Below are 12,864 nucleotides of genomic sequence, written 5' to 3'. Positions count from 1 at the left end.
CCACCTCACGGTGGGCCGGTTTTTTGCTGCCCGGTTCTCCTCTGCCCCGGGTTCTCCTCGCCCCGGGTTCCCTTCCGCCTCGGGTTCTCTTCCGCCTCCCCGCGGCCCTCACGCGCGCGTAGCCCCCGGTTTCCCTCACCCGTCTCCGCGCGACCTGCCAGAATCTGCCCAATGCGCTTCGGCATCCTGGGCCCCCTCGACATCCGCACCGCAGACGGTAGCCCCCTGGACCCCGGCGGCCCCCGCCCCCGCGCCCTGCTCGCCCTGCTCCTCCTGGACGCGGGGCGCACAGTCTCCACGGAACGGCTGACGGACGGCCTGTACGGGGTCGAGCCGCCGGCCGGGGCTGCCAACGCCCTCCAATCCCAGGTCTCCCGGCTGCGCAAGCGACTCGGCCCGCACGCGGAGATCGAGGCGAGCCCCACCGGCTACCGCATCGACGTCTCTCCCGACGCCGTCGACGCCCACCGCTTCGAGCGCCTGGCCGGTGAGGGCCGCACCGCCCTCGCCCGAGGCGACCACACAGGCGCGGCGGCCACGCTTCGGGAGGCGCTCGCCCTGTGGCGCGGCCCCGCGCTGGCCGATCTCCCCGACGCGCACGCCCAGGTCAACCGGCTCCACGAGCTGAGACTCGCCGCCGTACAGGACCGCGTCGACGCCGAACTCTCACTCGGCGGCGGCCCCGAACTGGTACCGGAGCTCCGTGAACTGATCACCGCACACCCGCTGAGCGAGCGGCTGTACGGGCAGCTGATGCGGGCCCTGCACGCGGGCGGACGGCCCGCCGAGGCGCTCACGGTGTACGAGGAGGTACGGCGCACGCTCGCGGACGAACTGGGCGCCGATCCGTCGCCCGAACTGTCCGCACTCCACCTGGAGCTGCTCAAGGGCGCGGCTCCCGCCCAACGGCGCGTCCCCGCCCAATTGACGCGCTTCATCGGCCGCGGCGCCGAGCTCCGGCAGATCGGCACGCTGCTCGCGGAGGCTCGCCTGGTGACCCTCACGGGACCCGGCGGCGCGGGCAAGACCCGACTCGCGACAGAGGTCGCGAGCGCGCACGCAAACGCCGCCACAAACGCCCACGTGAGCGCCGTCGCCGACGAGCAGGCAAACGCCCGCGCAAGCGTCTGCGCAAACGCTTGCGTAAGCGCTTACGCAGACGCTCGCGTAAACGCTTACGCAGACGTCTGCTTCGTCGAACTGACCACCCTCACCGACGGCTCCCAGATCCCGTTCGCCATCCTCACCGCACTCGGTGTGCGCGAGGGTTTCCGCACGCCAGCGACCGACACCACGCAGCGGCTCCTCGCCGCTTTGGAGGACCGCGAGCTGCTGCTGGTGCTGGACAACTGCGAGCACCTGGTCGAGGACGCGGCCCGGGTCGCCGCGCTGCTTCTTGGGACCTGCCCCGGTGTACGGATCCTCGCCACCAGCCGCGAGTCCCTGGGGATCACGGGTGAGGTGCTGTGCCCGGTGCCCCCGCTGCCGCCGGAGCCCGCCACCCGGCTGTTCGTGGACCGGGCGGCCGCTGTGAAGCCGGGTTTCGAGGGGCACGCGCGCGTGGCCGACATCTGTGCCGCGCTCGACGGACTGCCGCTGGCCATCGAACTGGCCGCGGCCCGGCTGCGCACCCTCACCCCCGACGAGCTCGCCGACCGCCTCGACGCCCGTCTCGCCGACCGCTTTCGGCTGCTCTCCCGGGGCGACCGCACCAAAGCCGCCCGCCACCGCACCCTCCGCGCCGTCGTGGAGTGGAGCTGGGACCTCCTGGACGACGAGGAGCGGGAGTTGGCGCGGCGGCTGACGGTGTTCCCCGGGGGCGCGACTCTCGATGCGGTCGAGGCTGTGTGCGGGGTGCCGTATCCGGAGGATCTGCTGGCCTCGCTGGCGGAGAAGTCGCTGCTGGAAGTCTCCGACGGGCGCTATCGGATGCTGGAGACCATCCGCGCGTACGCCGCCGAGCACCTCGCCGAGCAGGGCGAGGAGGAGCACCTGCGAGCCGCCCACGCCGCGTACTTCCTGCGCCTGGCCGAGGGGGCGGAACCGCATCTCCGCAGCGGTGGCCAACTCCCGTGGCTGGCCCGGTTGGGCGCCGAGCATGCCAATCTGGACGCGGCCCTGCGCCACCTCGTGCGCACGGACACGAGCCGTGCGCTGCTCCTCATGGCCGCCCTCTCCTGGTTCTGGCGGCTACGGGGCCTGCACGGCGAGCAGGTGCCGCTCGCCCGCGAACTGCTGGCGGCCGTGGGCGACGCTCACCCGGAGGCCCTGGCGGAGGAGTACGTCCTCTGCCTGCTCAACACGATCTCCGGTGGTGCCGATGACGACGATCCCGCCGCCCGTGAACACCTCGACCGCGCGGCTGTCCTGCTCGGCTCCCTGCACCACCCACTGCGCCTGCCGTTCACGTTCGTGATGTGGTCCGTCGCGGACGGGCCGCGCCGAGTCACCGACGAGCAGGTGCGCACACAGGTCGGCGACGCCCCCTGGGGACTGGCCCTGATGGAGCTCGGCGACGGCTTCCAGCAGCTGTTCGCCGGACGGCCCGACGCGGCCGAGGCGGCGCTCACCCGTGGTCTGGCCGGCTTCCGGGCCACCGGAGACCGCTGGGGCCTGGCCAACTGCCTCGACCCACTGGCCATGCTCGCCGACCAGCGCGGGGACCATGAGCGGGCCCTGGAGCTGATCGACGAGGCCCTGACCTACGTACGGGAGTTGGCGGCGCCCGAGGAGACCGGTGACCTGGTGCAGCGCCGCGCCACCGTCCTGCTGCACCTGGGGGACCTCGACGCGGCGGCCGAGCACTACACACACGCCGCCTCCCTGGCCCGTACGGCCGGTGCCCCCGACAAGGTGGCGGCGGCCCGGCGCGGTCTGGGCGACACCGCCCGGCTGTCCGGGGACACGGCACGCGCGCGCGGGCGCTACGAAAACGCCCTGGAGGCCTGTGCCGGGAACTGGTTCAGCGTCGGCGAATCCGTACGGATCTTCATCGGCCTGGGCCGTACCGCCCTCGCCGAGCAATGCGCCGACGAGGCCCGCGACTGGTTCGTCCAGGCCCATGCCCTCGCCCTCGAGGTGCACGGCGGTCTCGAACTCGCCGACGCCACCGAGGCGCTGGCGTGCGTCGCCGAGAGCCCCGAGCGCGCCGCCGTCCTGCTCGGCGCGGCCGTCGCCCTGCGGGGCACCGCGCCCGAGGGCGACCCCGAGATCGTCCGCATCAGGGACCAGATACGGAAAGAGCTCTCTCCGGAGGCATACGAAAAGGCCTTTCAGCAGGGCCGGAGCCTCGGGTCAGCGGCGGTCAGCGAACGGTAAGGGCACGGTCAGCGCCTCCGGCGAAGCTCCTGACCATGACGAACAACGACACGGCCAAGCCTGCCGACCACACCACCGAACTCGCCCACCTCGACGTCCTGATCTCCGGCGCCAGCATCGCCGGCCCCGCCCTCGCCCTCAACCTCGCCCGGTACGGCGCCCGCGTCACCGTCATCGAGAAGGCCGCCGCTCTCCGCGAGGGCGGGTTCGCGGTCGACTTCCGGGGACACGTCCACCGGACCGTCCTGACCGCCATGGGCGTCTGGGACGAGATCCACGCCCGCCAGACCCACATGGGCCGCCAGATCGTCGTCGACGCCGACGGCAGCCCGCGCGTCGACCTGCCGGCCGAGATGATGAGCGGCGACGTGGAGATCTTCCGCGGCGAGCTGGCACAGATCATGTACGAGCGCACGAGGGACAGCGTGGAGTACGTCTTCGGCGACTCGATCGCCACGCTCACCGAGTCTCCCGAAGGCGTCGACGTCACCTTCGAACGCGGCGCGCCCCGCCGCTTCGACCTCGTCGTGGGCGCCGACGGACTGCACTCCCTCACTCGCCGCCTGGCCTTCGGGGACGAGTCCCGCCACCTGCGCTTCCTCGACCACTATGTGGCGGGCTTCGACATCCCCAACCACCTGGGCCTGGACCGTACCGCCCAGATCTACAGCGAGCCGGGCCGGGCGGTCTCCGTCAGCAACTACGACGGCGACCCGGACCGCGCGGGCGCGCTGCTCGTCTTCCGCTCCGAGAAGCTGGAGTACGACCGCCGGGACGTCGCCGCGCAGAAGCGGATCCTCGCCGAGCGGTTCGCCGGGATGGGCTGGGACACGCCGCACGTCCTCAAGGCCCTGGAGGAGGCCGACGACCTGTACTTCGACGCGATCGCCCAGATCCACATCGACCGGCTCACCAAGGGCCGTGTGGCGCTGCTCGGGGACGCCGGGTACGGCGCGACCATGGGCGGCATGGGCACCGGTGTCGCGATCGTCGGTGCGTACGTCCTGGCCGGGGAGCTGGCTCTCGCGGGCGGCGACCACCGCACCGCGTTCGCCGAGTACGAGACGCGGATCCGGGACTTCGCCAAGGGTTGCCAGAAGATCTCCGGCAACGCCGGCCCGTTCTTCGCCCCGCCCACCGAGCGGCGGATCCGCAGCCGCGACCGGATGTACCGGATCCTCAGCTCCCGCCCCCTGGCCCGCTTCTTCAAGAAGCTCACCGAGAAGGCGGCCACCGACATCAAGCTGCGGGAGTACCCGCGCCCGTAAACGATTGCGCAAGCGTTTACGCAAACGCTTGCGCGCCCCGCACGCAAACGCTCACTGACACACCACCCCGTACGACTGACACACCACCCCGTACGCAAGCGCATACGCGCCCGCACAAAAACGCTTACGCGCCGGCCCTGAACCGCCACCCATGATCCACCGGCCCGATCCCGCCCCCCAGCGCGAACCCGGCCGCGATCGCCCCGGTGACGTACTCCTTTGCCGCCGCCACCGCCTCCGGCACGGTCTGCCCCTTCGCCAGCCCAGAAGCAATGGCTGACGCCAGGGTGCAGCCCGTGCCGTGCGTGTGCCGGTTGTCGTGGCGCGGGGCCCGCAGCCAGTGCTCCTCGGAGCCGTCGGTGAGCAAGTCCACAGCGTCACCGGGCAGATGACCGCCCTTGATCAGGACCCACTTCGGCCCGTACGACAGCACGGCCGCCGCGGCTCGCCCGAGATCGTCCTCCGACTCGACCCGCACACCGGTGAGTTGGGCCACCTCGTCGAGGTTCGGCGTCGCCACGGTAGCCACCGGCAGCAGCTTCGTCCGTACCGAGTCCAGCGCGGACGCGGCGAGCAGCGAGTCCCCGTGCTTGGAGATGCCGACCGGGTCGACGACGGCCGGCGCGTCCGTCGTGCCGATCAACTCGGCGACGGCCTCGACGAGTTCGGCCGAGGCGAGCATGCCGGTCTTGACCGCCTGGACGCCGATGTCGTCGACGACGCTGCGGTACTGGGCGCGCACCGCTTCCACCGGCAGCTCCCAAGCGCCCTGGACGCCCAGGGAGTTCTGCGCGGTGACGGCGGTGATCACGCTCATGCCGTGCACCCCGAGCGCGAGCATCGTCTTCAGGTCGGCCTGGATCCCGGCACCGCCACCGGAGTCGGAGCCCGCGACCGTCAGGACCCTGGGCGGCGCGCCCACGGCACTCATGACTCGATGTCCCCGAAGTGGTCCCAGCCGCCCTTGCTCGTCCAGGGCGCCCCGTCCACCGTGACCTGCGGCAGCGCCGACGGGTTGAGCACCTCGCCGATCACCTTCCAGCGGGCGGGCAGCTTCACGTCCGGCGGGAAGGTCGCGACGATCGCGTGGTCCTCGCCGCCGGTGAGCACCCACTGGAGGGGGTCGACGCCGACGGCCTGCCCGATGTCGTTCATCTGGGAGGGGATGTCGATGTCGCCGGAGCGGACGTCGATGCGCACCTTGCTGGCCTCGGCGATGTGCCCGAGGTCGGCGATCAGCCCGTCGCTGACGTCCGTCATGGAGGTCGCGCCGAGCCCGGCCGCCGCGGGACCCGCGTGATACGGCGGTTCGGGACGCCGGTGGGCCTCGACGAAGGCGCGCGGCGAGCGGAAGCCCCGTGAGAGCACCGCGTACCCGGCCGCCGACCAGCCCAGCCAGCCCGTCACGGCGACGACGTCACCGGGCTGGGCGCCGGCCCGGGTGACCGGCTCGTGGTTGCGCAGATCACCGAGCGCGGTGATCGCGATGGTGATCGTGTCACCGCGTACGACATCGCCGCCGACCACGGCCGCGCCCGCGACCTGGCACTCGTCGCGCAGCCCGTCCATCAGCTCGGAGGGCCAGGTGGCCGGGAGTTCGGCCGGGACGACCAGGCCGAGCAGCAGCGCGGTCGGTACGGCGCCCATCGCGGCGATGTCCGCGAGGTTCTGCGCGGCCGCCTTGCGCCCCACGTCGTACGCCGTGGACCAGTCGCGGCGGAAGTGCCGTCCCTCCAGGAGGATGTCGGTGCTCGCCACGACCCTGCGGTCGGGCGCGGCCACCACTGCGGCGTCGTCGCCGGGGCCGACCCGGACCGCCGGGGTGGTGGTGAGACGCGAGGTGAGCTCTCGGATGAGCCCGAACTCCCCCAACTCGCCCACGGTGCCCTTCATGATCGTAGTGCTCCCTCTGTCGCTACCCGTGCCCGGTCGCGAGCCGTCTCCGTACTCGGTACGGTCGAGTTGACCGTCAACTTGTGCAGTCCGTGCACCCCGGCGCGCAAGCCCCAGCCACCGCGGGTCTCCCCGCGGCGAGCGGCAACGCGATACCGTGGCGTTCCTTTTCCCCACATGATCCTCGTGGCCGCCCTGGAGGTTCCGTGGTACAGGCGTACATCCTGATCCAGACGGAGGTCGGCAAAGCGTCGACCGTCGCCGAGACGATCAGCAAGATCCCGGGGGTGATCCAGGCCGAGGACGTGACAGGACCGTACGACGTCATCGTGCGGGCCCAGGCCGACACGGTCGATGAACTCGGCCGCATGGTGGTCGCGAAGGTCCAGCAAGTGGACGGCATCACCCGCACCCTGACCTGTCCGGTCGTGCACCTGTAGCCCCCGTCTACCCTTGGCCGGTGAACTTCTTCCGTCACCGGCACACCGCTTTCTTCGGGCTGCCCGTCCTCGCGCTGCTGATCACGATTGCGGGCTGCTCCTCAGCAGACGACAACGCGTCGGTCTCGGTTCCGAGCCCGAACGCGAAGGTCACCAAGCTGTGCCAGAACCTGGACAAGGTGCTGCCGCGGAAGGTGGACGGCCTCGGCCGCAAGGATCCCGAGCCCCGGTCCGCGCTGACCGCGGGCTGGGGAAGCCCGGCGATCATACTGCGCTGCGGTGTCGAGCGGCCTCCGAAGATGATTGACCCGAAGGTGGCCCTCGGCGACGACCCGAAGGCGGTCGGTGGCACCGTGAACGGCGTCGACTGGCTGATGGAGAAGCAGGACGACGGGTCGACCCGCTTCACCACCGCGAACCGCAGCGCGTACGTCGAGGTGACCGTGCCCAAGGGGCGGGACACCTCGGGCATGCTCGTCGACGTGGCCGCGTCCATCAAGAAGGCGATCCCCAAGGGGATCGCCAACTGACACGAGGGCTGTAGGACGCGCTCAGCGCAGCCCCGTCGACCGGCGCAGCGCCGCCTGCACCAGGCGGTCCACCAGCTCCGGGTAGCTGACGCCCGTCTCCTGCCACATCCGCGGGTACATGGAGATCGGCGTGAAGCCCGGCATCGTGTTGATCTCGTTGATCACGAACTCGCCGTCCTCGGTCAGGAAGAAGTCCGCGCGGACGAGACCCTCGCACGACGCCGCGTCGAAGGCCTCGACGGCCAGCCGCCGCACCTCGGCCGTCTGCTCCTCGGTGAGCGGCGCGGGCACGATCCCGGAGGCCGAGTCGATGTACTTCGCCTCGAAGTCGTAGAACTCGTGGGACTGCACGGGCGGAATCTCCGCGGGGACGGAGGCGCGCGGCCCGTCCTCGAACTCAAGGACCCCGCACTCGATCTCGCGGCCGCGCAGCAGCGCCTCCACGATGATCTTCGGGTCGTGCCGCTGAGCCTCCTCGATCGCCTGGTCGAGGCCTTCGAGGGAGTCGACCTTCGTAATGCCGAACGACGACCCCGCGCGCGCGGGCTTCACGAAAAGCGGCCAGCCGTGGTCACCCGCGAAGTCGATGATCTTCTTGCGGGCAGCGGACTGGTCCCGCTCCCACTCGCGGGGCCGGATCACCACGTACGGGCCGACCTTCAGCCCGAAGGAGGTGAACACCCGCTTCATGTAGTCCTTGTCCTGGCCGACGGCCGAGGCGAGCACGCCCGAACCGACGTACGGGACCCCGGAGAGCTCCAGGAGGCCCTGGAGGGTGCCGTCCTCGCCGTACGGGCCGTGCAGCACGGGGAAGACGACGTCGACCTCGCCCAGGGCCTTGGGGACCGATCCGGGCTCGCTGTAGACCACTTCGCGGTTGGCCGGGTCGAGGGGGAGCACCACGCCGCCCTCGCTCGACTCGGCGAGCTGCTCGACGTTCGGCTGCTGCCGGTCGATGATGGCCATCCGCTCCGGCTCGTCGGCGGTGAGTGCCCAACGGCCGTCCCGGGTGATGCCGATCGGCAGGACGTCGTACTTCGTACGGTCGATGGCGCGCAGCACCGCGCCGGCCGTGACCACGGAGATCCCGTGTTCGGAGCTGCGGCCGCCGAAGACGACGGCCACGCGCGGCTTGCGAGGCGGCTGCTCAGGGCTCTGGGGGAGGTTCTCGGTGCTCATATCGCGTTGAGAGTACCCGTTGGTACGGCGGTGAGTCAGCGCCCCACGACGGCCGTTGCTCAGCGTCGCGCGAGTGGTCGCACAGCGTTGATCCTCAGCGCCGGACGAGCTGTCGTGCGAGCCGTCGGACGACAGCTCGCACCGCGTCGATGCTCAGCGGCGCTCGGGCTTCGCGCTGCGCGACATCAGCTCCTTGAGAGCGACGACGGGCGGCTTGCCCTCGTGGACGATGCCGACGACGGTCTCCGTGATGGGCATGTCGACGCCGTGCCTGCGGGCCAGATCCAGCACGGACTCACAGGACTTGACGCCCTCGGCGGTCTGCTTGGTGACCGCGATGGTCTCCTGGAGGGTCATGCCCTTGCCGAGGTTGATGCCGAAGGTGTGGTTGCGCGACAGCGGCGAGGAGCAGGTGGCCACCAGGTCGCCGAGGCCGGCGAGTCCGGAGAACGTCATCGGGTCGGCGCCCATGGCGAGTCCGAGCCGGGTGGTCTCCGCGAGCCCGCGCGTGATGAGCGAGCCCTTGGCGTTGTCGCCGAGGCCCATGCCGTCCGCGATGCCGACGGCGAGACCGATCACGTTCTTGACGGCGCCGCCGAGTTCGCAGCCCACCACGTCTGTGTTGGTGTACGGGCGGAAGTACGGCGTGTGGCAGGCGGACTGGAGGCGCTGGGCGACCGCTTCGGAGCGGCAGGCGACCACGGCGGCGGCCGGCATCCGCGCGGCGATCTCCCGGGCGAGGTTGGGCCCGGTGACCACGGCGATACGGTCCGCGCCGACCTTGGCGACGTCCTCGATCACCTCGCTCATCCGCATGGTGGAGCCGAGTTCGACACCCTTCATGAGGGACACGAGGACGGTCTCGGGCGCGAGCAGCGGCACCCATTCCGCGAGGTTTCCGCGCAGCGTCTGCGACGGCACCGCGAGGACCGTGAAGTCGGCCTCCGCGGCGGCCTCTGCGGGGTCGGATGTGGCCCGCAGGTTCTCGGGGAGTTCGACACCGGGCAGGTAGTCCGGGTTCGTCCGGGTGGAGTTGACCGCCGCGGCCAGTTCGGCACGGCGGCCCCACAGGGTGACGTCGCATCCCGCGTCGGCGAGCACCATGCCGAACGCGGTGCCCCACGATCCGGTCCCGAAGACGGCCGCCTTGACCGGCTTGCTCACGTGCCCTGCCCCTCTTCCTGCTGTGCCTTCGCTTTTTCCTTCGCCGCCGCCCTGCGGCGCTGCGCGATGCGCACCTCACGGGGGTCGTACGGCTTCACGGGCGCCTTCTGGCCGCGGATCTGCTCCAGCTGCGCGGTGATGGCGGCCATGATGACCTCGGTGGCCTCCTTCAGGAGGTCCGGGCTCATCTCCTTGTCGTAGAAGCGCGAGAGGTCCACCGGCGGGCCCGCGAGCACGTGGTGGGTCTTGCGCGGAAGGAGGTTGGGCTTCTTGGCGTAGGGCGGCAGCAGTTCGTTGGCGCCCCACTGGGCGACCGGAATCACCGGGCACTTGGTCTCCAGCGCGACCCGCGCGGCGCCCGTCTTGCCGGTCATCGGCCAGCCGTCGGGGTCGCGGGTGAGGGTGCCCTCGGGGTAGAACGCGACGCACTCGCCGCGCTCCACGGCGTCGATCGCGGCCCGGAAGGCGCTCAGCGCGTCGGTGCTCTCGCGATAGACGGGGATCTGTCCGGTGCCGCGCATCGCGGCCCCGACGAATCCCTTCTTGAAAAGGCCCGCCTTCGCCAGGAATCGCGGAACACGCCCGGTGTTGTACTGATAGTGCGCATACGCGAAGGGATCCACATGCGAATTGTGGTTCACCGCGGTGATAAATCCGCCCTCGACCGGAATGTTCTCCATTCCGCGCCAGTCCCGCTTGATCAGAACCACCAGCGGCGGTTTGCAGAGGACCGCTGCGAAGCGGTACCAGAAGCCGATTCTGCGGCGGGGCACGCGGACACCTTCCTCTAGGGCCTGGCGGCACAAGTGTCGCCCCAGGCCGCCTGTCTGTCGAGAACACGGTACGCCCCGGCGTCCGGAGCGCCAGGGCGGCCGGGTCACAATGGGGCGCGACAAGGGAGGGTGGAACACTCGTGCGATGGACTGTGGTCGTACCCCTCAAACCCCTGGCGCGGGCCAAGAGCAGACTGGCCGACACGGCCGCCGACGGACTGCGCCCCGGGCTCGCCCTCGCCTTCGCGCAGGACACCGTGGCGGCCGCGCTGGCCTGTGCGGCGGTCCGCGATGTGGCGGTAGTCACGGACGACGCCCTGGCCGGGCGGGAGCTGGCCGCGCTCGGCGCCCGGATCGTCGCGGACGAGCCGGGAGGCGGCCTCAACGCCGCGTTGGCGCACGGAGCGGGGGTCGTACGGTCCTGGCGCCCCGACAGTGCCGTGGCGGCCCTCAACGCCGATCTTCCCGCCCTGCGGTCCGCGGAATTGATGCGGGTACTCGATGCGGCCGCCGAATTCCCCCGCGCATTTCTGCCGGATGCCGACGCAATCGGTACAACTCTGCTGGCCGCCGGGCCGAGGCGGGAATTGCTTCCGGCTTTCGGTACGGATTCCCGGGCTCGTCATCGCGCCTCGGGTGCCGTGGAACTCCGGCTCGACGCCGTGGATTCCGTACGGCAGGACGTGGACACCGGGGATGATCTGCGGGCCGCGCTGGCGCTGGGGGTCGGGCCGCGCACGGCGGAAGCAGCGGCGCGGTTGCTGATTCCCGGGCAGTAGGTGGGCTCTACGGCCGCGAGCCGTCCATGGCCGGTCGCGCCCACGCGGCGAAGCCGCATATGCCACAGCCCCGCGCCCTCAAGGGCCCGTAGGCTGCCCCCATGCAGGCGACCGCGTACACATACGACCCCGAGACCCGTAGCGGCCAGGTGCTGCTCGACGACGGCACCCCCGTGCCCTTCGACGGCCCGGCGTTCGACGCCGGCGGGCTGCGGCTGCTGCGCCCGGGCCAGCGGGTGCGTATCGAGACCGAGGGCGAGGGCGAGGCCCTCCGGATCACCCTCGTCACCCTGCAGACGCTCTAGACGTCGCGCACACGCCGCGGGCCGGGCTCCCGAGGGGAGCCCGGCCCGGCGCGTGAGTTGCCCCTGCGCCCCTGCTTCTAGCGGGCGGTGGTCTTCTTGGCGGTGGTCTTGCGAGCCGTCGACTTCTTGGCGGGGGCCTTCTTGGCCGTCGCCTTCTTCGCCGGGGCCTTCTTGGCCGTCGCCTTCTTGGCGGTGGTCTTCTTCGCCGTGGCCTTCTTGGCGGCCGCCGTGGTCTTCTTGGCGGGGGCCTTCTTCGCCACGGCCTTCTTGGCGGTGACCTTCTTGGCGGGGGCCTTCTTCGCCACAGCCTTCTTGGCCGCGGCCTTCTTGGCGGTGACCTTCTTGGCCGCGGCCTTCTTGACCGTGGCGGCGGCACCGCCGGTCAGGCTGCCCTTGGGCGCCTTCTTGACGGCGACCTCGCCACCGCGCGGGAGCTTCTTCGAGCCGCTCACCAGGTCCTTGAAGCCCTGGCCCGCGCGGAAGCGCGGCACAGAGGTCTTCTTGACCCGAACACGCTCCCCGGTCTGCGGGTTGCGGGCGTAACGAGCCGGACGGTCGACCTTCTCGAAGGAACCGAAGCCGGTGACCGAGACCCGGTCCCCGCCGACAACTGCACGGACGATGGCGTCCAGTACGGCGTCGACCGCGTCGGCGGCCTGCTGACGCCCGCCGACCTTGTCGGCAATCGCTTCTACGAGCTGCGCCTTGTTCACGTCTTCCCCTTCGGAGACATTGCCCGAACGAATGCGTTCAAGCTTTTTCGCACGTTAGGCAGATATATACCGCAAATCAAACACGAAACGGGCTAATCACCCTTGTGCCGCAACGAACTCGGGCTGTAGCGAAGTTCCTCAGCGTTCCTCTTCGAGGAATCGACCCTCGTCGAGGTCGTTGGTGAACCGCTCCAGACGCCTTGTCGCATCGGCGAGATCGTGCTTGGCCACGGCCGTAATGACCAGCAGCTTCCGGGTCAGCGCCATCCGTACGCCCTCCGGGACTTGCAGTGCGCGCACTCTTGTGTGCGCTTCCTTGAGTTGGGCCGCGACTGCCACGTAGAGCTCGAGTTGGCCGTCGTGTTCCATGCACAGATTGTGCCATCTGGGGCGAGTTGTCGCCTGCGCAGGGGGTAACTGCCGTCCCCGGAGGGGGTTCGGAGCACCTCGGCACGACGCGGGGCCAAGATGCGCGTACCCAGGCAATAGCCTTTGTAACTAG

The 12,864-nt window shown here is 70.7% G+C and carries 13 protein-coding genes; 6 read left to right on the top strand and 7 right to left on the bottom strand.

The window, feature by feature from the left end:
- The first annotated feature begins 171 nt into the window (after positions 1 to 171).
- Positions 172 to 3,318, top strand: a complete 3,147-nt coding sequence (locus tag AB5J53_RS34015) for a BTAD domain-containing putative transcriptional regulator (protein ID WP_369249429.1) — start codon at positions 172 to 174, stop codon at positions 3,316 to 3,318.
- 35 nt (positions 3,319 to 3,353) lie between these two features.
- The gene (locus tag AB5J53_RS34010) at positions 3,354 to 4,586 is read left to right on the top strand and encodes an FAD-dependent monooxygenase (protein ID WP_369249428.1); all 1,233 of its coding nucleotides are present in this window, start codon (positions 3,354 to 3,356) and stop codon (positions 4,584 to 4,586) included.
- 124 nt (positions 4,587 to 4,710) lie between these two features.
- Here AB5J53_RS34010 and thiD read toward each other — a convergent pair whose 3' ends face one another.
- Together thiD and AB5J53_RS34000 are read right to left on the bottom strand one after the other, a co-directional pair.
- Entirely contained in the window at positions 4,711 to 5,517 is an 807-nt protein-coding gene (gene thiD / locus AB5J53_RS34005; RefSeq protein WP_369249427.1) for a bifunctional hydroxymethylpyrimidine kinase/phosphomethylpyrimidine kinase, read from the bottom strand.
- Complete coding sequence (locus tag AB5J53_RS34000; protein ID WP_369249426.1) at positions 5,514 to 6,479, bottom strand: thiamine-phosphate kinase; 966 nt, start codon at positions 6,477 to 6,479, stop codon at positions 5,514 to 5,516. The genes thiD and AB5J53_RS34000 overlap by 4 nt, the downstream gene beginning before the upstream one ends.
- Before the next feature lie 206 nt (positions 6,480 to 6,685).
- On the opposite strand from AB5J53_RS34000, the gene AB5J53_RS33995 reads away from it, so the two are divergent.
- Both AB5J53_RS33995 and AB5J53_RS33990 read left to right on the top strand, forming a co-directional pair.
- The gene (locus tag AB5J53_RS33995; RefSeq protein WP_028802415.1) at positions 6,686 to 6,919 is read left to right on the top strand and encodes an Lrp/AsnC family transcriptional regulator; all 234 of its coding nucleotides are present in this window, start codon (positions 6,686 to 6,688) and stop codon (positions 6,917 to 6,919) included.
- Positions 6,920 to 6,939: 20 nt separating this feature from the next.
- Positions 6,940 to 7,449: a DUF3515 domain-containing protein gene (locus AB5J53_RS33990; protein ID WP_369249425.1), complete on the top strand. Its 510-nt coding sequence runs from the start codon at positions 6,940 to 6,942 to the stop codon at positions 7,447 to 7,449.
- Between the two features lie 21 nt (positions 7,450 to 7,470).
- On the opposite strand, the gene AB5J53_RS33985 is transcribed toward AB5J53_RS33990, so the two are convergent.
- The 3 genes from AB5J53_RS33985 to AB5J53_RS33975 all read right to left on the bottom strand — a co-directional run bounded on the left by AB5J53_RS33985 (position 7,471) and on the right by AB5J53_RS33975 (position 10,565).
- Complete coding sequence (locus AB5J53_RS33985) at positions 7,471 to 8,628, bottom strand: D-alanine--D-alanine ligase family protein (protein ID WP_369249424.1); 1,158 nt, start codon at positions 8,626 to 8,628, stop codon at positions 7,471 to 7,473.
- Between the two features lie 153 nt (positions 8,629 to 8,781).
- Positions 8,782 to 9,792: an NAD(P)H-dependent glycerol-3-phosphate dehydrogenase gene (locus AB5J53_RS33980; RefSeq protein WP_369249423.1), complete on the bottom strand. Its 1,011-nt coding sequence runs from the start codon at positions 9,790 to 9,792 to the stop codon at positions 8,782 to 8,784.
- Positions 9,789 to 10,565: a lysophospholipid acyltransferase family protein gene (locus AB5J53_RS33975; RefSeq protein WP_369249422.1), complete on the bottom strand. Its 777-nt coding sequence runs from the start codon at positions 10,563 to 10,565 to the stop codon at positions 9,789 to 9,791. The genes AB5J53_RS33980 and AB5J53_RS33975 overlap by 4 nt, the downstream gene beginning before the upstream one ends.
- Before the next feature lie 140 nt (positions 10,566 to 10,705).
- Here AB5J53_RS33975 and cofC point away from each other — a divergent pair, with 140 nt between their 5' ends.
- The gene (gene cofC, locus AB5J53_RS33970) at positions 10,706 to 11,344 is read left to right on the top strand and encodes a 2-phospho-L-lactate guanylyltransferase (RefSeq protein WP_369249421.1); all 639 of its coding nucleotides are present in this window, start codon (positions 10,706 to 10,708) and stop codon (positions 11,342 to 11,344) included.
- Between the two features lie 101 nt (positions 11,345 to 11,445).
- Complete coding sequence (locus AB5J53_RS33965) at positions 11,446 to 11,649, top strand: hypothetical protein (RefSeq protein ID WP_189188945.1); 204 nt, start codon at positions 11,446 to 11,448, stop codon at positions 11,647 to 11,649.
- A 77-nt stretch (positions 11,650 to 11,726) separates the two neighbouring features.
- Here the strand turns inward: AB5J53_RS33965 and AB5J53_RS33960 are convergent, their stop codons facing one another.
- Together AB5J53_RS33960 and AB5J53_RS33955 are read right to left on the bottom strand one after the other, a co-directional pair.
- On the bottom strand, positions 11,727 to 12,362 hold the full coding sequence (locus AB5J53_RS33960; RefSeq protein WP_369249420.1) for an HU family DNA-binding protein: 636 nt from the start codon (positions 12,360 to 12,362) through the stop codon (positions 11,727 to 11,729).
- Between the two features lie 138 nt (positions 12,363 to 12,500).
- Positions 12,501 to 12,731 carry a hypothetical protein gene (locus tag AB5J53_RS33955; RefSeq protein WP_369249419.1) on the bottom strand — a complete coding sequence of 77 codons (231 nt, stop codon included), beginning with the start codon at positions 12,729 to 12,731 and terminating at the stop codon, positions 12,501 to 12,503.
- Positions 12,732 to 12,864 lie beyond the last annotated feature (133 nt).

Source organism: Streptomyces sp. R41 (assembly GCF_041053055.1).
GTDB lineage: Bacteria > Actinomycetota > Actinomycetes > Streptomycetales > Streptomycetaceae > Streptomyces.
Note: the sequence above shows the minus strand (reverse complement) of the source record. Positions and strands in the feature narration are given on the sequence as shown.

Bases quoted from the DNA above. Each gene is read 5' to 3' on its own strand.
- AB5J53_RS34015 (WP_369249429.1), top strand. From the start codon at position 172: ATGCGCTTCGGCATCCTGGGCCCCCTCGACATCCGCACCGCAGACGGT.
- AB5J53_RS34010 (WP_369249428.1), top strand. From the start codon at position 3,354: ATGACGAACAACGACACGGCCAAGCCTGCCGACCACACCACCGAACTC.
- thiD (WP_369249427.1), bottom strand. From the start codon at position 5,517: ATGAGTGCCGTGGGCGCGCCGCCCAGGGTCCTGACGGTCGCGGGCTCC.
- AB5J53_RS34000 (WP_369249426.1), bottom strand. From the start codon at position 6,479: ATGAAGGGCACCGTGGGCGAGTTGGGGGAGTTCGGGCTCATCCGAGAG.
- AB5J53_RS33985 (WP_369249424.1), bottom strand. From the start codon at position 8,628: ATGAGCACCGAGAACCTCCCCCAGAGCCCTGAGCAGCCGCCTCGCAAG.
- AB5J53_RS33965 (WP_189188945.1), top strand. From the start codon at position 11,446: ATGCAGGCGACCGCGTACACATACGACCCCGAGACCCGTAGCGGCCAG.
- AB5J53_RS33955 (WP_369249419.1), bottom strand. From the start codon at position 12,731: ATGGAACACGACGGCCAACTCGAGCTCTACGTGGCAGTCGCGGCCCAA.